The sequence below is a fragment of the Pareuzebyella sediminis genome, assembly GCF_008367235.1.
Lineage (GTDB): Bacteria > Bacteroidota > Bacteroidia > Flavobacteriales > Flavobacteriaceae > Pareuzebyella > Pareuzebyella sediminis.
In genome coordinates, this window is sequence record NZ_VTZS01000002.1 from 494346 (window position 1) to 517017 (window position 22672).

At 41.3% G+C, this 22672-nt stretch carries 17 protein-coding genes; 11 read left to right on the forward strand and 6 right to left on the reverse strand.

What is annotated here, in order from left to right:
- Window positions 1-49: 49 nt before the first annotated feature.
- Window positions 50-823 carry a 5'/3'-nucleotidase SurE gene (gene surE / locus F2B13_RS08745; protein WP_149274709.1) on the reverse strand — a complete coding sequence of 258 codons (774 nt, stop codon included), beginning with the start codon at window positions 821-823 and terminating at the stop codon, window positions 50-52.
- Between the two features lie 181 nt (window positions 824-1004).
- On the opposite strand from surE, the gene F2B13_RS08750 reads away from it, so the two are divergent.
- From F2B13_RS08750 to F2B13_RS08760, 3 genes are all read left to right on the forward strand, one after another.
- On the forward strand, window positions 1005-3173 hold the full coding sequence (locus F2B13_RS08750; RefSeq protein WP_149274710.1) for a carboxy terminal-processing peptidase: 2169 nt from the start codon (window positions 1005-1007) through the stop codon (window positions 3171-3173).
- 83 nt (window positions 3174-3256) lie between these two features.
- Entirely contained in the window at window positions 3257-4078 is an 822-nt protein-coding gene (locus F2B13_RS08755) for a DNA/RNA non-specific endonuclease (RefSeq protein ID WP_232625209.1), read from the forward strand.
- A 234-nt stretch (window positions 4079-4312) separates the two neighbouring features.
- Window positions 4313-5326, forward strand: coding sequence for a PorP/SprF family type IX secretion system membrane protein (locus F2B13_RS08760; RefSeq protein ID WP_149304002.1), 1014 nt, complete (start codon window positions 4313-4315; stop codon window positions 5324-5326).
- Between the two features lie 10 nt (window positions 5327-5336).
- On the opposite strand, the gene F2B13_RS08765 is transcribed toward F2B13_RS08760, so the two are convergent.
- On the reverse strand, window positions 5337-6515 hold the full coding sequence (locus F2B13_RS08765) for a vWA domain-containing protein (RefSeq protein ID WP_149304003.1): 1179 nt from the start codon (window positions 6513-6515) through the stop codon (window positions 5337-5339).
- Between the two features lie 94 nt (window positions 6516-6609).
- On the reverse strand, window positions 6610-6732 hold the full coding sequence (locus F2B13_RS20720) for a hypothetical protein (protein ID WP_262713819.1): 123 nt from the start codon (window positions 6730-6732) through the stop codon (window positions 6610-6612).
- A gap of 36 nt (window positions 6733-6768) precedes the next feature.
- Here F2B13_RS20720 and F2B13_RS08770 point away from each other — a divergent pair, with 36 nt between their 5' ends.
- The 7 genes from F2B13_RS08770 (at window position 6769) to F2B13_RS08800 (ending at window position 18181) form a co-directional block, all read left to right on the forward strand.
- Complete coding sequence (locus F2B13_RS08770) at window positions 6769-8967, forward strand: histidine kinase (RefSeq protein ID WP_149304004.1); 2199 nt, start codon at window positions 6769-6771, stop codon at window positions 8965-8967.
- 69 nt (window positions 8968-9036) lie between these two features.
- Window positions 9037-9765, forward strand: a complete 729-nt coding sequence (locus tag F2B13_RS08775) for a LytR/AlgR family response regulator transcription factor (protein WP_149304005.1) — start codon at window positions 9037-9039, stop codon at window positions 9763-9765.
- Between the two features lie 72 nt (window positions 9766-9837).
- Window positions 9838-10347: a gamma carbonic anhydrase family protein gene (locus tag F2B13_RS08780; RefSeq protein ID WP_149274716.1), complete on the forward strand. Its 510-nt coding sequence runs from the start codon at window positions 9838-9840 to the stop codon at window positions 10345-10347.
- Window positions 10348-10501: 154 nt separating this feature from the next.
- Complete coding sequence (gene fabD, locus F2B13_RS08785; RefSeq protein WP_149274717.1) at window positions 10502-11389, forward strand: ACP S-malonyltransferase; 888 nt, start codon at window positions 10502-10504, stop codon at window positions 11387-11389.
- Window positions 11390-11547: 158 nt separating this feature from the next.
- The gene (locus F2B13_RS08790; protein ID WP_149304006.1) at window positions 11548-15228 is read left to right on the forward strand and encodes an Ig-like domain-containing protein; all 3681 of its coding nucleotides are present in this window, start codon (window positions 11548-11550) and stop codon (window positions 15226-15228) included.
- Between the two features lie 12 nt (window positions 15229-15240).
- On the forward strand, window positions 15241-16224 hold the full coding sequence (locus tag F2B13_RS08795; protein WP_149274719.1) for a PorP/SprF family type IX secretion system membrane protein: 984 nt from the start codon (window positions 15241-15243) through the stop codon (window positions 16222-16224).
- Between the two features lie 13 nt (window positions 16225-16237).
- Window positions 16238-18181 (forward strand): OmpA family protein, encoded by a 1944-nt coding sequence (locus F2B13_RS08800; protein ID WP_149304007.1) that lies wholly within the window; start codon window positions 16238-16240, stop codon window positions 18179-18181.
- 44 nt (window positions 18182-18225) lie between these two features.
- Here F2B13_RS08800 and F2B13_RS08805 read toward each other — a convergent pair whose 3' ends face one another.
- Genes F2B13_RS08805 through F2B13_RS08815 form a run of 3 tightly spaced genes read right to left on the reverse strand, consistent with a single transcriptional unit; the run spans window position 18226 to window position 20597 of the window.
- A complete protein-coding gene (locus F2B13_RS08805) occupies window positions 18226-19479 on the reverse strand; it encodes an NRAMP family divalent metal transporter (protein WP_149304008.1) in 1254 nt (417 codons plus the stop codon).
- A 56-nt stretch (window positions 19480-19535) separates the two neighbouring features.
- Entirely contained in the window at window positions 19536-20171 is a 636-nt protein-coding gene (locus F2B13_RS08810; RefSeq protein ID WP_149274722.1) for a SanA/YdcF family protein, read from the reverse strand.
- A gap of 60 nt (window positions 20172-20231) precedes the next feature.
- Entirely contained in the window at window positions 20232-20597 is a 366-nt protein-coding gene (locus F2B13_RS08815; protein WP_149304009.1) for a hypothetical protein, read from the reverse strand.
- Window positions 20598-20898: 301 nt separating this feature from the next.
- On the opposite strand from F2B13_RS08815, the gene F2B13_RS08820 reads away from it, so the two are divergent.
- Window positions 20899-22641, forward strand: coding sequence for a glycoside hydrolase family 13 protein (locus tag F2B13_RS08820; RefSeq protein WP_149304010.1), 1743 nt, complete (start codon window positions 20899-20901; stop codon window positions 22639-22641).
- Window positions 22642-22672 lie beyond the last annotated feature (31 nt).

Below are 22672 nucleotides of genomic sequence, written 5' to 3' on the forward strand. Positions count from 1 at the left end.
TGGTACAAGTTCGTTTTTTAAAAGCAAAATATTCAAAGCCAAAGAAACTTTAAAGCCCCCAGCCGTTCAATTGTTGTATGGTATGATGTGCCGTAAGGTCAAATTGTGTAGGCACCACTGATACGTAACCATTCGCTAGGGCCCATTCATCTGTATCCTCGCCACTATCGAGAAGCTCGAATTCTCCGGTGAGCCAATAATAGTCTTTCCCGGCCGGGCTCGTTCGTTTGTCGAATTTTTCCTTCCAATTGGCACGGGCTTGACGGCATACTTTAATACCTTTGATTTTCTTCCCCTCGACCTTGGGAATGTTCACATTGAGAACAACACCCTTCGGAATGCCTTGGTCCAGAGATTTTCTAACAATCTTTTTTATAATTTCTTCGGAAGGTTTAAAATCGGCTTCCCAAGCATAGTCACATAATGAAAAACCAATGGCAGGGATACCCTCGATACCCGCTTCAATGGCAGCGCTCATCGTACCTGAATAAATAACGTTGATCGAAGAATTCGATCCGTGGTTTATACCACTGACACAAATATCGGGTTTACGATTCAAAAGCTCTTGCAGGGCTAACTTGACACAATCGGCAGGTGTACCGCTACAGCTATATTCTTCACTGGCCCCATGCTCTTTATCCACAGTAATATTGGCCGAAAACAAGGTGTTGTCGATGGTTATGGCATGGCCTTTTCCTGATTGGGGGCTATCAGGCGCCACTACAACTACCTTCCCGATTTCCTTCATGTAACGAATTAGGGCACGAAGCCCAGGTGCAGTTATGCCATCATCGTTCGTAACTAAAATCAAAGGTTTCTTCATTGCGGATACTTTATGCCGTAAAAATACGTTTTACAAAGCATATTGGCCCCTTGTTCGTTTAACAAAAAATTAATGGGTTGGCTCAAGACTGGCACGGTTTTTTCAGTATCTTAGGGAATTCATTATCTTAAAAATGGAAACGTCGATAGGGCTAAATCGACACTTAAAACTTCAAATATATATGAAACGGAATTTCGCCTACGTACTTTTGGTCATGCTTATCTCCGTGGCTTCATGCGGCTTTACAAATAAGTCTTTTGAGAACGACGACAAAGACAAATTACTATTGGATTTGATTACTTATGTCCTTGAAAAGGGACATTATGAGCCAAAAAATATCGATGATGATTTTTCGGTAAGTGTTTTTGAAGATTTCATTGACGTACTAGATCCTACTAAGCGTTATTTCTTACAGGAAGATATTGCTGAATTTGAACAGTACAAGTTTCAATTGGATGATCAAATAAAAAGTACGGACATTTCATTTTTTAACTTGGTTTACGAACGGTTGATGAAGCGAATGTTGGAGGCTAAAGTTATTTATCGGGATGTTCTCGAACAACCATTTGACTATTCTAAAAAGGAGAACATAAATATTGACTACGAAGAGGAACCCTTTGTTGGTTCGCCAAAAGAACTCAAAGAACGTTGGAGAAAGCAATTGAAATACGCCACTTTGAGTACCTATGATTCAAAAATGAGAAGGGTAAAGAAAGACCCGAATGTTGAAAAAGAACTAAAAAGAGGTGATTTTGAGGTTTCCAACGATGATGTTTCTGAGACTCCGTTGACACCTGAAGAAGCGGAAAAATCTGCAAGGGCTGCCACCAGAAAGACGTTGGATGAGTTTTTTGATTTTGTCGATGACCTTGAACGTAAAGATTGGTTCGTACAATATATCAATACCATCGTCGATGAATTCGACCCACACACTTTCTATTTTGCTCCAGACGATAAGGAGAAGTTCGATATGAGTATGTCGGGTAAATTCGAGGGTATCGGTGCTAGGCTTCAGAAAAAGCCCGAGGGAGCAAAGATTGTCGAGATTATTTCCGGTGGTCCGGTGTGGAGAGACGCACGATTAGAGGTCGGAGACCAGATCTTAAAAGTCGGGCAAGAGGGAGAAGAGCCTATTAACATTGTAGGTATGCGTTTAGATGATGCCATAAAACTCATTAAAGGTCCTAAAGGAACCGTGGTAGAACTAACAGTTCGTAAAATTGACGGATCGCTAGAAATTGTTTCCTTGACCCGTGATGTGGTAGAGCTGGAAGAATCTTTTGCAAAGTCTGCCAATATCATAAAGGACAACCAAAAGTTCGGAATTATAGATTTGCCTAAGTTCTATGTAGACTTTGACGACTATACGGAACGAAATGCGGCTACCGATGTTGCCAAAGAGATAGAACGTCTAAAGCAGGAAGGGGCCGAAGGCCTTATTCTTGATTTGAGGGATAATGGCGGTGGATCTTTGAAAACGGTGGTTGAGATGGCCGGATTATTTATTAAGGAGGGCCCCATTGTTCAGGTGCGTTCTTCTGGAAAAGGCAAAGACGTGTACGACGATAAAGATGAACGCATCCAATGGGATAAGCCTTTAGTAATTTTGGTTAACGAACTTTCGGCCTCGGCCTCTGAGATTTTAGCGGCGGCGATGCAGGATTATAAACGGGCGGTAGTGATCGGTAGCAAGCAGACTTTTGGAAAAGGTACCGTACAGAATGTAATTCCTTTAGACAATATTGTGCGAAGTAATGATTATGGTGATCTAGGGGCTATAAAATTGACCACACAAAAGTTTTACCGGATAAACGGAGGTTCGACACAACTTGAAGGGGTGAAGAGTGATGTTGTCGTACCGGATAGGTATAGTTATGTGGATTTAGGCGAAAGGGATCAATCCAACCCGCTGGGATGGGATAAAATTTCCCCGGCGGATTATAAACCGTGGGAGGGTTATATCGACTACAAACAAACCATCGCTAATAGTACACGTCGAATGTCGAACAATCCACAGATAAAATTGATCGAAGACAATGCTAAATGGCTAAAAGCCCAGCAAGATAAGACCACGATTTCCCTCAATTATAACGATTATAAAAAGGAGGAAGAAAAAGATCGTAAGGAATCAGAATATTTCAAGGCCATTTCCGATTACGATTCAAAATTATCTTTTGAATCCCTGAAATATGAAGAGGAGCTCTTTACCAAAGATTCGGTGCTCAGGGAGAAGCGTGATAGATGGCATAAGAATTTGGCCAAAGATGTGTATGTCGAAGAGGCGGTCAATGTACTGCAAGACTTGAAGATGAATAATATTAAAAACGGAAAGTTGGCGGTCAAAGGTTGAAACAATACATACTTTTGAGAAACCCTGATGAATAATCGGGGTTTTTTTATTCCTCATTTTCAATGTTCGATTATTTTTAAAGCATGGTAAGGGCCAAAACAACATCGAGAAATCGAAGAATTTATCTGGTTCTTATGGGTATCTGTATCATAGGATTTTGGTTGTTCGATAATTTTTATACTCCGGATACCTACTCGGATTCTGGGAGTGAGGAGATGCACATACATATTCCTTTGAATTTTTATCCGAACTCAACCACTGGTGTTATAGTCGAGCACAGTTATTTTGTCTTGTCGTATAATGACCCTTACGAACAGGCCGAATGGGTTGCCTATACCTTGAACAAAAAGCATATAACGAACGATCAGCGAAACCGTCCCTATTTTATTGAAGACCCTAAAGTTCCCAGTAAATCGGCAGATTGGAGAAATTATAGGAGTTCTGGCTATGATCGGGGGCATCTTTGTCCTGCTGGGGACCGCAGATTCTCCGAGCAGGCGTATAATGAGACCTTTTATACGAGTAATATCAGTCCACAAAAAGGTGATTTCAATGCCGGCGTCTGGAACCGGTTGGAAATGAAGATTCGGCAATGGGCGAAGCGATATAATGAGGTTTTTATCGTGACGGGAGGGGTTCTTGAAGAAGGATTGGAAGAAATTGGAGACGAAGATGTCGACGTGCCTCGTTATTTCTACAAAATAATAGCCAGAGGAACCCCAGAAAACCCCAAGATTATGGCATTTCTTTTCAAGGCGGAAGAAAGTACCCGACCCTTAACTGATTTTGTGGTTTCGGTCGATGAGGTAGAAGCACTAACCGGTATTGATTTTTTTGAGAACCTTCCTGATGCCTCAGAGGCCATACTGGAAAATGAGATAAATCTTCAAGAATGGAAGTTTTGATGAGGTTTAGCACCATACTTGGCCTTTATTATACTAATAAAGAGGCATTCACCTTTAAAAACTAATACTGCTGTTTAGTTTTTTCCTTAATCAGCGTCAGCGTAGGGTATCTAGTTTGGTTTTTAAATATATGGTTTACGGTGCTATCCCGAATCGAAAAGGTATAATAATGTGTCATTTCATCCGTTATACCTTATATTTAGTCAATTCTTTTTATTCCCCTATTTAAAACAGATGATAAAGCGCTTTCTTCTTTTTTTAGCTGTCTTGGCTTTTGGTTTCCAATCCTATGCCCAAGAGGGGATTCCCGTTTATTTTGATTATTTATCGGACAATTATTATTTGGTCTACCCATCAATGGCGGGAATTGGAGAAGGCGGAAAGATTAGGGCTACGGCCAGAATGCAGTGGTTCAGCGTTGAGGACGCCCCTAATTTGCAGACCTTGAACGCCCATTTTAGATTGGGAGAAAGCAATAGTGGTGTAGGGGTTATCTTTTTCAACGATGCGAACGGATATCACGCACAGACAGGTATAAAATTAACTTATGCCCATCACTTGAAATTAGGAGGTGACCCCAGATATCTCAATCAACTTTCGTTCGGATTGAGTCCAACCTATTTGCAAAGTAGTCTTGACGAGTCTGATTTTCAATCAGTTGTGCCGGATGATGCCATAGCCGGAATCAAGTTGAGTGAAAGCTATTTCAATGTAGACCTGGGAGTCTCTTATAACCTCATGGAGTTTTATGCCCATTTTGCAATCAATAACTTACTGGGTAGTGAAAGAAATCTATATAGGTACGGTAAAGCAAATGATAATATCCCTGTAATCGATAACCTTCGGCGATATCTTATTTCGGCAGGTTATGTCTTTGGAAGACAGGAGTGGCAGTTTGAACCTTCCGTTTTATTTCAAATGACCGACTTTACCAAGGAAAAGACCATAGATTTGAACGCAAAGGTCTATAAAGATGTAGATTTCGGACGCATATGGGGAGGTCTTTCCTATCGAAGAAGCTTTGACAGTGCCGCTTTTACCAATGGTGCCGACTTTGGCCAACAGAAATTGCAACTCTTTACACCGATTGTAGGGGCTAACATCAAAAACTTTATGGTGTCTTATAACTACTCTTATCAGACCGGTGACATTCGTTTTGATAGCGGAGGATTTCACCAGATTACCTTGGGCTACGATTTTGGGCAATCGGAGCGAAGATACGATTGTTATTGCCCAGCCGCCCAATAGTGTACACGGCTTATTCCCATTGATAGTTCTTGTCGGCAGCTTGTTTTTTTATCGCCTGCAGCATGGCATTTTCGAGTTGACCCTCGTCCGATTCTTTCTGGTGCTCTGCCAAATAATTTTCCCGCTTGATATTGAGTTCTTGGATTTCCTTTTGAATGTACCGACGTTCCGATTTTTTCTCTTCAATATAGGATGCGATTTCTGAAGCGTTTTTTTCTTTTAATTCCTCGGGTAAGCTAGCGGCATCCAATTGGTTAATATCAAAATCGTCTTGTGCGGAAGCATCGACCAAATCCCATTGCTCATTTTTGTAGAGTCTTGAACTCTTGCTTACCGCTCGCTTAACGGCCACATCCGCCTCCATTTCATAGGCATTCGCATCCTGTACATACTGCTTCTTCATCTTCGCTTTGCCCAAGCTACCATAAGAGATATAGGTTTGGTTCAATTTCGAGTTCAATTCGATGATTATTTCATCGTATGGGGTATCGATATGCACCGTATGCCGATTATGGTCTATGGACATATATTCCCCTCCTGCCCAGAGTGCACCATTTTTCCAATGGGAGGCAATACCTTGCTCATAATCGCCACAGAATATGGTATTGACGATAACCCCTTTTTCTTTGGCATTTGTTATGGCGTCTTGATAATTTAGTTTTCCCTGGTTAAAAGGCTCGTTACCGGCTATAAAAATCATTTTGAGGTTATCTGGATTTTCATCCCATTCGAGTTGCCTTAATGAAGTTTGAATCACTTGTCCACAAAATTCTTCCCCTCCATTGGTGGTCAAAGAGAATAATTTCTCTGAAATTTCGTCCAAGTCATTGCTAAAATCAAGTATTTGTTGAATATAGCCTTCACGAGCGGATAGGCCATCGTTGCCGTATTGATAAATGGCAATTTGAAGTTCGGGCCGCATTGAATTACCACATTTGGCCCTTGTAAATTCGTTAACAATATCCCATAACTGTGCTTTTGCCTGATTAATCAGCCCATCCATACTATTGCTGGTGTCTAGCAGCAGGGCGATTTTTACCATATTGTTTTTAGGATAGTCACTTTTAGTAATCGCTTGGGCTTGTGCAATTAATGGTTTTGAAATATCCTTTCGATTAGTAACGTCGCAGCCATAGGTCAAACTTATTGACATTAGGCCTATTCCGAGAATTTGTATTACGTGTCGCATGCTTATTTTATTTTTAGAAGGAAGGCAATATCGCCATATAGAAAATCTTAGGTTTTAGTGCTTTTTTTGCTAAAATTAGAGGTCATTCGGTATTTCAAAAAAGGGCAATGAGGGAAACGGCCTTTTGATTACGTGACGTATTGCCTTTAATTCGTAAAGCATGTAAAAAGCCCTCTTCCAGTACTGTTTTCGGGTTGGTAAGGTTTTTTTCTGCCATATAAATCAGCTAAGTTTACAAGGTGTAATCATCGATATGTATCACCCTCGCAACATTGTATTCATCATACTACTTACCTGTGCCTCGCTATCGGGCCAAGTAGATAATGGCCCAAGTCAAGTACTGATAAGGGGCTCGGTCAAAGAAAAAGCGACCTATGCACCCATATCGGGTGTGGTCGTATCTACCGATAGAGGTGCGTACACCCAGACGAATGGTCTGGGGGAATATACCATTAAGGCATTCATAGGTGATGAATTGACATTCAGAAGCTCTGAATTTCTGACCAAACGCCATATTATTCGAAGTGAGGAGGATGTCGATGTGGTGGTGGAGGAAAATGGAGCGGGCGGTCAAAGTTTACGTGAGGCCCGAGCAGATGATAGCTCGATGCACCGAACCTATCTCGATTCGGCCAACTTCTATAAGAAAACCGATATCGAAAAAAGCATTGGTTTTATTGCCCAGTCCCTAGCCGTGTTGGGTACCCGTAGCGATCAAAGGAAGCGGGCCGAATCTTTGGTGGCATTGGGCGATGCATACCGCTACTATAATCAATACGACTTGGCTATTGAGAATTATAGAAATGCTCTCGATACGAACAAATCTTCACGAACTACCCTCCTTTTGGCCGAGACTTATATCCAGAATAACCAATTTAGGGAAGCGGAGACTATTCTGAATCCGCTTTTAAAAATTAAAACACTTATACCTTATCAGCGTGTCTGGTTATATGAAAATTTGGGCGATGCCTACAAGGGACTTCATGAAATCGATAAGGCTGTGGCCTTTTATGACCAAGGCTTAAAAATTGCTAAAAAAAATCAAATTTCGCCCAAGTTGGCCGACTTAAATTCAAAAATTGCCGATGCCTATGCGGAAGATGACCGCTTGCAAGAGGCCGATGCCTATTACAACAGTTCCCTTGAAATATCGAAAACCTTGGCCCCGCAGCGGTCGGTACAGGAAAAAGAGAAAGTAGCCGATTTCTACAATCAGAAAAATGAATACAACGACGAAATTGCGCTGAGAAAGAAAAGTTTGAATGAACTTAAAACAATTCCAAAGGTCAATGCAGCCCAAGCCCCTGCATCCGTACAGCCCGATTCCATAACGGCACAGCGCATCAATTTTAAAATTGCAAAGGCCTATATCGCCCAAGATAAATATGATGAGGCGATTCCGTATTTGAAGGAAAGTATCGAAGAGGCAAATACCGAGAACGATCTTGTAGTTCAGAAAGATGCGACACGAAAACTTTCTGAGATCTTCGAAAGAAAAGGGGATTATACGAAGGCATTTGAAACCTACAGAGATTATGTTGCTCTGGTCGATACGCTCTACGTACGTAAAGAGCAGGAAATTTCTAGGGCGGCAAGGCTAAATCGAGAAATCTCGGTAAAGCAGAACCGTATTTCAGGTCTTGAACAAGAGCGACAGCTCTCACAAAGCAGATACGATTTGGCATTGACCGAACAACAATTGGTACAAGAGACAAATAGGCGTCAAAAATGGGTGATCTATTCTTTGGTTCTCGGGCTCATTTTGCTAGGGGTTGCTACTTTCTTTTTCTACCGAAGCAACAAGCAACAAAAGTTGGCCAACAACTTACTGGCTCTTAAATCACTGCGGTCGCAGATGAATCCCCATTTTATTTTCAATGCCCTGAATTCGGTTAACAATTATATTTCAAAGAGTGATGAACGTAGTGCAAACCGATTTCTAAGTGAATTTTCCGTTCTCATGCGATCCGTTCTTGAAAACTCCGAAGAAGATTTTATACCTCTCTCCAAAGAACTTGAATTACTAGAGCTTTATGTAAAATTGGAGCATTCCCGATTTCCCGAAAAATTCGACTATAAGTTAAATATTGCCGATGATGTGGCAATAGAATCCTTTCAAATACCCCCAATGCTGTTACAACCCTATATTGAAAACGCTATATGGCATGGCCTGAGATATAAAAAGGGAAAAGGGTTTTTGGGTATTCAAATCAGACAAAGCGATAGTTCCACCATGGAAATTACAATTGAAGATAACGGTATAGGCAGAAAACAATCGACAACCTTAAAAACAAAAAACCAAAAGAAACAAAAATCGAAGGGAATGTATAATATCAAGAAACGTATTGCCATTTTAAACGATATGTACAAAGACAAGATTGATGTTTCTATCTCAGATTTGAATACCGATGGCACGGGAACAAAGGTTATTTTTACCCTTAGGAAAGATTAGATGAAATAAAAGAGTACCGTTTCTATCATATGTCACTACCCATCTTTTGGGCCAAAAAAACAATATATTATGAAATTGGATGCTATTTTAATTGAAGATGAGGCCAATAGTAGAGAGATTCTACGAAACTATATTGCCAAATATTGTCCAGATGTCAGATTGCTTGGTGAAGCCTCCTCTATTAAAGAAGGCCTTTTTCTTATTGAAAAGAATAATCTCGATCTGGTTTTTTTAGATGTTGAAATGCCTTTTGGAAATGCATTTGATTTCTTAGACCAAGTGCCCTCGCGCTCTTTTGAAACGGTTTTCGTAACGGCATACAATCAATACGCTATGGAGGCCCTGAATAATCATGCCGCTTATTATTTGATGAAACCTGTTAACATCGATGAACTTATTAAAGCGGTAACCTATGTTAGAGAAATTAAACACAAAGAGAGCATACTCGAAAACAAGGTATTGAAGCCGAAGTTGAAATCCCTTGAAGGAAAGATTACCTTGCCCCAGCAAGATGGATTTCAAGTGCTTGATATTGCTGATATTCTTTATTGTAAGGCCGATGACAATTACACGGAGATTTATTTGGATAACAAAAGATTAGTGGTTAGCAAAACCCTTAAATATTTTGAGGAAGCCTTGGCTGATTTCTCTTTTGCCCGCATTCATAAATCGTACTTGGTCAATGTGAACGAGGTGGTCAAGTACCGAAAGGGCAAAGGGGGTAGTGTTTTGATATCAAATGGAAAAGAACTGCTGGTCTCTGCATCACGAAAGAAAGATTTTTTGGCATTTTTCTAGTAGCATTTCAGAAGGTTGAAACTTATTTTTGATTTACCTTGGTGAGCAGCTACCCAATTTCAAACACTGAATATGATAATCAAGACGATTAATGGTAAGACCCCCGAATTCGGTAAAAATTGCTTTATTGCCGAAAACGCTACTATTGTGGGTGAAGTGAGCATGGGCAATCAATGTAGTATATGGTTCAATGTGGTTGTGCGCGGCGATGTACACTATATAAAACTTGGTGACAAGGTTAACGTGCAAGACGGTGCGATAGTGCATTGCACTTATCAAAAGTCACCTACGATCATTGGCAATAATGTGTCGATAGGACATAATGCGATAGTCCACGGATGCACCGTGCACGACAATGTGCTCATTGGAATGGGCAGTATTGTTATGGACGATTGTATCATTGAGAGCAATAGCATTATAGCCGCAGGTGCCGTAGTCACCAAGGGTACACGAGTGCCTTCGGGGAGTGTCTTTGCCGGTATTCCTGCCAAGAAGATTAGTGACATTAGTAAGGAATTGAGTTCTGGTGAAATCGACCGTATCGCTAATAACTATGTGACCTATTCTAGTTGGTTCAAGTAGGGTTCTTGTATTTTAAGTTGTTACTTCAGTGTATTTTTGGTTTATCGGAAGATAAGGTTGTAATAAAAAAAGATCCGTTTTTTTGATGACACTTGATTTCGTCTCGATGTGTCAAAATATCCGTAGATTTGCAGGCCTTTAAAAAAGATTCAACATGAACGCATATGTATTTCCAGGTCAAGGGGCCCAGTACGTGGGAATGGGTCTTGACCTTTATGAAACATATCCTTTGGCGCAAGAGCTTTTCGAGAATGCCAATGAGATATTAGGTTTTGCTATAACGGACATAATGTTCGAAGGAACTGCCGAAGATTTAAAACAAACCAAGGTAACCCAACCGGCCATTTTTTTACATTCTGTAATCATGAGCAAGGTGTTGGGCGATAGATTCAAGCCAAATATGGTGGCGGGCCACTCATTAGGTGAGTTTTCTGCATTGGTGGCCAACGAAACTTTAAATTTTGAAGATGGTCTTAAGTTGGTTTCCCAAAGGGCCTTGGCGATGCAGAAAGCCTGTGAGCTAAAACCAAGCACGATGGCAGCCGTTTTGGGATTGGAAGATTCAACGGTAGAAAAAGTCTGTGAAGAGACGCCAGGGATAGTGGTTGCGGCCAATTATAATTGTCCCGGGCAATTGGTTATTTCAGGAGAGGTGGAAGCCATTGAAAAAGCTTGTGAAAAAATGAAGGAGGCAGGTGCGAGAAGGGCTTTGGTACTTCCTGTAGGAGGGGCGTTTCATTCCCCATTAATGGAACCTGCAAGGGAAGAACTGGCTGCGGCTATTGAAAATACAACGTTCAATGTTCCAAAATGCGCGGTGTATCAGAATGTAGGCACCGTAGCGGTTAGCGATTCGGAGAAAATTAAGAAAAATCTGATATTACAGCTTACTGCTCCTGTAAAATGGACACAAAGCGTTGAAAACATGGTTAAAGATGGTGCTACCTTATTCATTGAGGTCGGACCAGGAAAGGTCTTACAGGGACTGGTAAGAAAGATAGCCCCAGGCGTAGAAAGTAGGTCGGCCGATATCCCCAAATGATGTTTTATTCGTATATGTGGTAGTTTATCTTTAAAAGTCTATACTTAGGCCTAATTTTAGTGCTGAGGGTAATTTTTTTAGTAATATTGATACCCATTTCATCATTTATCCTACTTAATACGCTGTGAATTGAATTCGTAGAGATTCAACGTACAGTTATGAAATTGAAAAGAAAAAATTGTCTGCCCTTTTTGTGTTCCGATGCAACTTTAAGGGGTATTTGTTTTTTTATACTAATGCTCGTTGGTGGTCTGGCCAATGCGCAGACCATATCCGTTTCTTCGGTAGATTCAGAGGCTGCGGAAGTGACCTCGCCTGGCACACTTAATCCAGGTGTTTTTAGAATATCGCGAGAAGGAGGTTTTGTAATTTTAGGAACTACTATTAGCTACACTATAACGGGAACAGCTTCGTCCGGCAGTGATTTTGAAGGTTTATCTGGTTTAGCATTTATCCCTGGAGGTGGTAATGCCTCTGTAGACATTAATATTAATGTAACAGATGATGATATTGTAGAATTGGGAGAGACTGTTATTTTGACCTTGACCGGTACTACGCAGGGGTCGATTGGTTCTCCAAGTTCTGCTACCGTAACCATCGCAGACAACGACATCGGTAACGTAAGTATTTCGGCCACCGATGATATGGCTTCTGAGCAGGGTCCTGACAACGGACAGTATACTATAGATTTGGGAGGTGTCAATGGTACGGGCGGAACGGTCGATCTCGCCATTGGGGCCGGAACGTTCAGTACGGCAACCGAGGGTGTTGATTATTTGACCTTTCCGACAACGATTAGTATCCAGAATGGTCAGAGAACAGCGACCGTTGACTTGGTTCCTATTGACGATGGTGATTTTGAGAATACCGAAGTAGTGCGTTTACGTATATTTGGTACCAGTGATGCGACACTTTTTCCTATAGCGGCAAACCCTGATGACCGCGCCGATATCACGATCACCGATAACGATTGTAATGCCGGTACAACCGCACCCATATTGAATAATGATGCAACAGCCTTTTGTAGTCCTTTTACAAAGTCGTTAGATGATTATGTAACTAGTGCCACGCCAGGTAATGTTGATCTGGTATGGAGTACGAATGCCGATCCTTCGGTACTGGGTGAATGGATTGCCGATGGAGGTGTAGTAACGCTCGCCGATACCTATTATGGTTTTTATGCCGATACTGACAACGGTTGTTATAGTCCGACGGTTGAACTCGTTTTGACCGCGAACCAACAACCTACCACGGGTACGGTGACCAGTACCCCGATACCGGCATGCAACAACGATACGAATGAATTCGGTCCTACCCGAATAGGGCTAGTCGATCATATATCAGGGGAAGATAGTGGAAATTGGTCTTTTACCTCTGGGCCGGCGACTATCAATCCTACTGGTACTGACAGTTGGATGGATTTTGCGGGTCAGCCGGCCGGTACTTACGTCTATACATATACAACGGACAATGCAATAGCTCCTTGTACCAATCAGTCAGCATCCGTAACTATAGAGGTAACGAATTGTGACCCTTGCGAGGCCGGAAATGTAGCGCCCGTGCTAGATACCAACGTTCCCAGAACGTTTTGTGATGAAATCACTACCACCCTAAACGATTATGCTCCGAATACCGGACCCAATGGTACAGTGTTGCGTTGGGCTACCGACGATGAGGATCCAACAGGAAGTTTTGTGAGCAATAACCGGGTTAATAACCCCTTGGCCGGTACGTACTACGGCTTTTATTATGACGCTACCAACGACTGTGCAAGTCCGTTGCTCACCCTTTCTTTAGGTTTGAATGAAACCCCTGAAATTACAGGTACAACGACGAATGAGCGTTGTGGGCCAGGAAATATGGTTTTGGGTGCCACTGCGACTGCTGACGCCACGATTCGTTGGTATATAGTAGCAACCGGAGGATCACCAGTGGCGAACGGGGCCAATTTTACTACTCCGAATATCTCACAAACAACTTCATATTACGTGGAGGCCACCTCGAATGCATGTACCTCTTCCCCTAGAATAGAAGTGGTCGCCACAGTGCGGCCCCAGCCTTCGGCAGGAGCCCCGATCAATACATCTTCGTGTAATGATTCGAGGTTTGGAACGACCGTATTGGATTTGGATAGCAGGTTTTCATCATCTGCAAGTGAAGGCAATTGGACTTGGAAATCAGGTCCGGTGACGATAACTCCCAATAACGACAATGTAGTCGATTTTCAAGGTAGCCCAAATGGATCCTATGTATTTACTTTTACGACGACTGGGGCCGAGGCACCTTGTACGAACGTTTCGGCAGATATAACCATATCCGTCAGTAGTTGTGATACGGATGATGACGGAGACGGTCTTTTAGGCGGGGCGGAGGCCTTGCTGAATACCGATCCGAATGACCCCGATACAGATGGCGATGGTATCAATGATGGGATCGAGGTAGGCGATGACCTACAAAACCCCTTAGATGGTGACAATGACGGTATCATAGATGCCCTTGATTCCAATATTTTGGATACCGATCAAGACGGCGTGGTCGATCAATTAGACCCTGCAAATGACAACCCCTGTGTGCCCGATAATAGCAATGGCCTCTGTGATACCGATGAAGACGGTATTTCCGATGGCCAGGAAGAGGCAGATGGTACTAACCCACTTGATGCTTGTGATCCCGATATCAACAACCCGAATTGCGATCCTACCCCTATTGATCTGCAGATAGAAAAGGTGGTCGACAAAGAACAGGCCATAGCCGGTGATGAAGTCATCTTTACCGTCACGGTGACCAACACCACCGATAGAAGAGCTAGAAATGTGACCGTAGGCGATATGTTGGAGACGGGTTTTGCGTATAAGGCCCATGACTCTTCCAATGGAAACTATGACCCTGAAACGGGCATGTGGGCCATTTTTGAAATACCGGCAGCAGGATCGGTGACCTTAACGGTTACAGCCGATGTGTTGGAAGGCGGTCCGTATAACAACGTAGCTGAAATTCTTGAATCTTTCCCTGTGGATGATAACCCTGCCAACGATAGGGCAGAGGTTATTTTAAATATTGATTTGCCCGAAGGCATTGATTTGGTCTTGGAAAAGTTTGCGCGAATAGTCAAAGAGGATGCTATCCTAGGTTCAAGTCCGAATAACGATCTTAAAGATATTCGTCCCTTGCTGGGCCAAGAAGTCATTTTTACAATTAAGGTCACCAATGAATCTAATGAAGATGCCGTATCTAATATTCGAGTGCTGGATAACTTGGCCGATGCCAATGGAGGCTTCTTTTATGTGAATGATGAAGCGGACAAAGGTTCCTACGATCCGCAAAGTGGTATATGGACGATTCCCGAGTTATTGCGAAATGAAGTGGCCATTTTAGAGATTCGGATTTTAGTGCCTCAAGTGGGAAGTTTTACCAATTCGGCCGAAATTCTAAGTTCTTCGCCTGTCGATAGTGAAGGAAAATACAATAATAATACAGATATGGTCAGTGTCAATGTATCTGAGAGAACCCAAGCCGAAATCGGAATTATTTTCAATCAATTTTCACCCAACAACGACGGCACAAATGACGAACTGAAAATTAATAGGGTGCATACGAACGATAACGGCACTCGAGAAACGATAGATTTAATATACGACATCAAGATATTTAATAGACTCGGAAGCTTGGTGTTTGAAGGGAACCAGCTTCAAGATGAAGTTATTTGGAACGGTACTTGGAAGGGTAAACAGGTTCCTGACGGCACTTATTTTTATGTGCTGAATGTAACCCTTCAAGAAGAGGTCGAAGGTGTCGACACCTCTATGACCAAGAAAGGCTGGATACAGCTTATACGTTAGACAACATACACAATGGGCGATAGAGCATTGAAAACCTTTTATAGGCATATATTTTTCTTTCTGGGCTTGGTGCTGATAACTATTTCGGCACATGCACAAAAAGAACCACAGTATACCCAATACATGTACAATATTGGCAGTTTCAATCCTGGGTATGTCGGGAGCGTAGAAACCCCACAAATAGCTGGGCTTTACCGCGCTCAATGGCTTGATATTCCCGGCTCGCCACGTACGATTCGATTAGGGACGAACGTTCCCTTGAAGAACGAAAAAATGGGTATTGGCTTCAATATTATAAGTGATCAATTAGGTCCCTCCACACAAACCTATGTAAAGGCAGCATACTCTTATCAGATCGACGTTAGTGAAAAAGCCAAACTTTCCTTTGGTATGGATCTCGGTGGGTCTTTTTTAAACATAGACTTTTCGAAAGGTACTTTTGAAAACCCTGGAGAACCAATCTTAGATCGACAGATAATAGAGCGATTTTATCCGACTGTTGGTGCTGGTCTCTTTTTGTATCAAGAAGATATCTGGTATTTCGGTGTCTCGACCCCTAACTTTTTGACCGATGGTATTTACAATGATGATGTCGCTACAGTGATCGAAGATAGAATGCAGTTCAATTTAATCGGGGGTTATGTATTTGATCTGACGGAAACCCTAAAGTTCAAGCCTGCCTTTCTAATCAACTATATTGGTGGTGCACCTTTAAACACGAATATTTCGACCAATTTTCTTTTTAACGAAAGGTTTACGCTCGGTGCCTCGTATCGGTTGAGTAGTTCAGTCAGCGGGTTGGCGGGCTTTCAAGTGACGAGTGGTACTTTTATAGGGTACTCCTATGACTATAGTACGCCACCCTTAGGAGAATTCAGTAGCGGTTCTCATGAGGTTATTTTAAAGTTCTATTTAGGAAAAGGGGATGGAACAACGTCGGACAACAAATCATTGAAAGGGAAACCCAAACAAATCGATACGCCTAGATTTTTCTAAGTATTTTTCAAACATGAAATCAAAGTTCTTCTTATTTCTTATTGTGTTGGTAGCGAATTCCGTATTGGGCCAAGAAATGACATCGAAGGCCGATAAGTATTTCTACAGCTATGCCTATGAAGATGCTATAAGGGAATATCAAAAGCAGATGCAAGAGGGTAAGCTGATCACCAATTATCAACTCTTGAATTTGGCCGATTCCTATTTCAAAACCGGTGATTACGTCAAGGCCTCTAAAATATATCTCGATATCAATAAGAACGATACCATAATGTCGAGCAACCGCTTTAACCAGATGTTGCAAAGCTTGTCGAGAACTTCGGATACGGAACGTGTGAAAGCTTTGTTTGAATCGAAAAGCAATGTTTTGGCGAGCGAACTCATTGAAAATGTAGAATTCAACTATCGATTATTGGAAGAAGACACCGATCTGTCTTCTGGTTTTTTCGTTTTTTCGGTAAATGGAAATTCTGAATATGCAGATTTCTCACCGAGTTTTTATAACGATAAGCTTCTTTTTAGTAGTGCCCGTAAGAGCAAGTCGAAAAAAACCTATGGTTCTTCAGGGGAGTCGTATTTAGATATTTATGTCGCCGATCGAAAGAATAGTGGAGCTATTGCAAATGCCCGTTCCTTTGAAGGGATACCCGATTCCCCATACCATAAATCAACACCCTTCTACTTGGCAAGTTCCGGTGCGATATATTATATTTTGTCAAATACCGAAGGTAAAAACTTGGCCTTCGATGAGAAGGGTAAGAATGCCCTGGCAATAGGAATGGCCTACGACAATGGGTTTTTTAGGTTTATACTTAAAGATTTGAGCACCTCTTTCTATTATCCCTATTTCGATGAAAAAACGGAAAGACTCTACTTCTCGGCCAACTTCGAAGATAGTTATGGGGGCACTGACCTTTATTATGTACTTACCAATAATGGGCAGGTGATGTCGGAACCGATAAATTTGGGCCCTCGTATCAATACTTCTGGAAATGAGATTGCACCCTATCTTTTTGACAATACCCTTTATTTTTCTTCGGATGTATTTTATGGCTTGGGTGGAATGGATATCTATAGAAGCAAAGTTCAACGGAACGGAAGTTTTAGTATTCCTGTCAATCTAGGAAAAGGCATCAATACAAAATACGACGAGTTCGGGTTTATTATTTCGCAAGAAGAAGACGGTTTCCTAGGCTATTTTTCTTCCAATAGACCTGGCGGACGGGGTCATGATGACATCTACGGATTTAAGGTCGATGAAAAACCAGGCTTAAGAACCCTCATATTTGCTGGAGAAGTCACGGCATCGAGATATGATACCCCCACCAAAGATGTTCGTATTGAACTGACTGATGTCAATGGAGAATTACTCAAGGAGACTTATACCAATGAAGATGGGTTTTATCAAATGGAGATACCCTATACCGATATCGTAACGCTTTCGGTTACTAAAAATGGATATTCCACGTTTACCGAGACCTATAATCCAAAAGGACTTTCCGAATTGCAGAAGGCCCCGTTGAATGTCAATTTGGTGGCCATTGAGGATATGGTACGTAAGAAAGAGGGTAAAACAGTATTAGAACTAAATAATTTTTTCTTTGCTACAGGAAAAACGAATGTTACGCCTGACATTGCAGCTGAACTTGATAAGGTAGTGGATGCGGTGAATAAATTTCCTAAAATACGTCTTGGTATAGAAACCTACACCGACAGCCGTGGCGCAAGCAGTTCGAATAAAAGGCTATCTCAAAAAAGGGCGGAGGCCATAAAAATGTACCTTGTTCAAAATGGAGTTCCCGAGAAGAATATCTCTTACACCGAAGGTTTCGGTGAAGAAAAGATAATCAATAACTGCACCGATGGGGTTTACTGTCTTGATTTTTTGCACAAACAAAACCTAAGAACACTCTTCGTGGTTGAGAATTATGAAAATATGGCGCAAGGAGCGAATTAATGGAAAAAAACAGTTCTTCTTTTACCCCTTATAGTCTGTTGTATTTAAAAAACAACAATCCAGAAATAGTATATTGAAAAGAAGGACAGAAATAATATTCCCAAGTAGGTAAGCCATTGCAATGCTTTCTTCGGACGTTGTGCTGGGGGCACATCATTGCTCATTACATTTTTTAGGTTCATATAACCAATAATCGGGGCTACCACGAACGAAACAAAGGTGGCCAAAGCAACTAGTTGACCCATATTGGCACCGAATAAAGCGATGACAATAAAGTTGACAATCGCTAAAATAATAATAGCTAGTGCAAAAATACTTTTCTTCCCACTAACCTGTATTTTTGGTAGCAGAAGGTCAATAATATCGAGGCTAACCCTGGCCACCGCATCGTGTGCCGTCATACAGGTGCTGAACATGGTGGCAAAGGCGGAGATAGCTATGAAGATATAGGCCCAAGGGCCGATATGGGTGGTAAATAGTTGAACGACCTGATCTGCAAAGGTCACAGCGTTTCCACTCAACTGGGTGTTAGTGCCATACAGGGTCATCGAACCAATTATAAGAAAGAAAAGCGCCAAAACACTGGTCATCAAGTAGCCCGTATTAAATTCTTGCAACGATTCTTTTAATGATGGTTTTTGTTTTTCACTCTTCCATTTTTCGATACTCCAAAGACTGATCCAACTTGAGGCTTCGACGGTCGTCGGCATCCAACCCATGAGGCTTATAAGGAACAAAATTCCCATATCATTAAAAATTGGCGGCGCTTTGAAATCTTGAATATGCGCTACTTGTCCTTTGACTAAAACCATAGCTGTGGTAACGATTAGGGCAAAGAACAAGATTGTAACCACGAACTTTAAGGAAACCTCCATGAATTTATATCGGCCAATGATGAGTACTAGGCTAATAAAAATAAAGAGGCCCAAGGCTACAGTTGAAATTGAAATTCCGGAAATCTTAAAGAGATTGATAAAAAGTCCGGCGGTTACCGTATATAGGGCCGCTAAAATGGTAAAGGTCGTTATTAGAGTGATAAAGGCATAGAACCACAAATAACCTTTTCCACGATTTAAATATCCCTCGATTAGGGTCTTGTCGGTGGTGTTTGTATATCGCACACCGAATTCGAAAAAAGGATACTTAAAGACGTTGGCCAAAATAATCGGTATGATCATTATCCATCCGTATTGGGCCCCGGCCTTTGTAGAGAGTACGAGATGGGAAGTTCCAATAGCCATACTCGCAAAGAGTAGACCTGGACCAAGATTCTTGATAAGTGTCTTGAGTTGCGTCATGACCGATAGTTTGAATGGCTATAAAAATAGGTCATTTTGGTCTTCGGCTGCCTAAATTATTTGATTTCGATATGTTCTCCGTAAAACTTTGGTTCCGTGTTAATAGCCAAATCTATGAATACTTTGACCCTGGCCAATAGTTCGCGCAACTGTACTTTTAAACCTTGTTGGCCCGAAAGATCCCGGGCGTTGTATCCTATTGCATGAAGCCCTTTTTTTTCCGCAAGATAGATAGCTCTCTGATTGTGGAACTTTTGTGAGATTATCGTAACACTATCCAAGCCAAATACTTCTTTCGCTCTAACTACCGAGTCTAAGGTTCTAAAACCAGCAAAATCCAAGAATATTTTCTCTGCTGGAATACCTCCGAGCATTAAATCTTTTTTAATGGTATTGGGTTCATTATAATAGCGCGTGCCGTTGTCACCACTTACGAGTACAAAATCAATTTTTTTGGCATTATAGAGTTCGACAGTAGCCTCGATTCTATATTCGTAATAGGGGTTAGGGAGTCCTCCAACCAATTTTTTCGAGGTTCCCAATACCAGTCCGACCCGGTTTTGCGAGACCATACCTAAGTCATTGAAAGTGTGACCTTCTGTAGAAAAATTAATGGTATAGTTACATACGAGTATTATAAGCAAAAGGAGACCTATAAGCAATCCAGCTGCTTTGTAATACTTTTTTTTCATTCAGTTCGGATGGGAAAAGTAGGTATAAAGATAGGCAAAAGAATACCCAATCATGTGTCTTTACTGTATCAGTTCGATGAGTTCCTTGCCCAAAGAATCTAACTCTTTTTCAAGTTCGCTGTAATTCGTACCTGAATTTTGATTAAACTTTTGAAAGTACATCGTAACTTTTTGCTCCTTAGGTTGAGTAAAATTATGCTCAAATAAGTCAACCTTTCGCTTCATCTGGTGCGCATGGTATAAGGCTATGTTGATTCTAATAGTAAACGATCTGGCCCTGTCATATTTTTTCGAAATTTGGCTCCCGTAATAATTGGATTCAAAGCGGTTTTTCATTGAATAAAGTCGAACCACAATATTTTCGAGATTGTTCGATTCTTGTTTTAAGGCGCTTATGGTCGTGTTATTGGTCAAAGTTGCAGCCATGATTATAAGTTTTTAGTCAAGAATAGAGTAAATTGAAGTTAGGCCATATGGTATTTGAGATGTAACTAAGTACTATAATTATTTCTGTATCGGAGTATTTATTCGATGAAAAGTATAAACCATTTGACCATATGTTTACCTATTATCTTTTTTGAGAGTGATTCGGTTACTAAAAATATTAAAAGCTTAGCTTCAATGGGTTACACCATTGTGGGAATCAGTCCATTTAAAATAAATCACGATATTTACACAACAGCAGGTTTACTATATTCACGTTGCTTCAACTTATTTTGTTTTAAAGATGAAAACATCGCTATTACTAATGATTTTGGCTTTGACCATTAATGGATGTAAAGAAAATACCAACTCAAAGCAGAAACTGGCTGAAAAAGGGGAATCCTCGAGGAAGTGGTGGAAAGAAGCAATCATCTATCAAATTTATCCTCGAAGCTTTAAAGATACCAATGGGGACGGTGTAGGTGATCTCAAAGGAATAACTCAAAAATTAGATTATATCGAGAGTCTTGGTGTAACCGCTGTGTGGTTAAACCCCATATATAGTTCGCCAAACGATGATAATGGGTATGACGTGAGTAACTATCGCGATATCATGAGTGATTTTGGTACAATGGAAGATTTTGATCATATGCTTTCGGAAATGCATGAACGAAACATCAAATTGGTGATGGATGTTGTAGTCAATCATAGCAGTGACGAGCATTATTGGTTCCAGCAATCTCGGAGTTCAAGAGATAATCCATATCGTGATTATTACCATTGGTGGCCTGCAGAAAAGGGAGAGCCGAATTACCGGTACAGCCTTTTCGATGAAAAGGGAGATGCTTGGAAATATGATTCGCTCACCGATGCGTATTATTTACATTATTTCTCACAAAAGCAACCCGATTTGAACTGGGAAAATCCTAAGGTTCGAAAAGAAGTATATGATATTATGCACTTTTGGGCGGAAAAAGGGGTTGACGGCTTTCGGTTAGATGCCTTTCAGTTCGTTGCTAAGGACACCACATTTCCAGCTATTGACGATGATCTTGAGAAAAATTTTATTGAGCACTATGCCGTGCAAGACGGTCTACACGATTATCTCAAGGAAATGTATGAGGAAGTCTTTAGTAAATATGACGTGATGAGCGTAGCCGAGGGCGCGGGAAGAAATTTTGAGGATGCCCATAATTTGGTAGATGCCGACCGAAAAGAGCTCAATATGGCATATGCCTTTGAAGGTGTAGATATTGCAAAACCTGAGGGGTATTCGCTAAAACATTTCAAAGAGGTCTTTACAAAATGGGAACGAGAGTTTTCTGAAAAAGGGTGGCTTTCCATCTTTTTGGCAAATCACGATCAGGCCCGTTTGGTTAGTAGGTTTGGTAATGATAGCCCCAAATATCGGGCACCTTCGGCCAAAATGTTAAATACCTTTATACTGAGTATGCGTGGTACTCCCTATTGCTACTATGGGGATGAGCTCGGTATGACCAATGGTAATTTTGAAACTATTGAAGATTTCAAGGATATAGCGGCCATCAATGGGTACAAAAAAGTGATCAATGAGAACGGCGATGTAGACCAATATTTGAAAAACTTAAGATTCAGTTCTAGGGACAATGGTAGAACCCCTATGCAGTGGAGCGCTTCGGAGCATGCTGGTTTCTCTACTGGTGAACCATGGCTGCCCGTCACTGACAATTACAAAACGATCAATGTGGTCACTGAAGAAACGGATTCCTCTTCGGTGCTGAACCATTTTAAGAAAATGGTGCAACTAAGAAAGAGCCATGACGTTTTGGTGTACGGAGAGTATAGGTTGTTAGCCGCTTCACATCCAGAGGTGTACGCCTTCAGCAGAGAGCTAGATGAAAAAAAGGTGCTCGTGCTTCTGAATTTTTCAGCGGACGATGCTCATGTTGAATTGGAAGAGTTGAGCGCTATTTCCGATACTTTGATCAATAATCTGGATATAGTGGATATCGTCGAAAATAGAATCTCATTACAACCCTATCAAGCTATTATTTTTTCTTTGAACTAACTGCAGTGCCAAAGTACGCTTATGGCTAAAC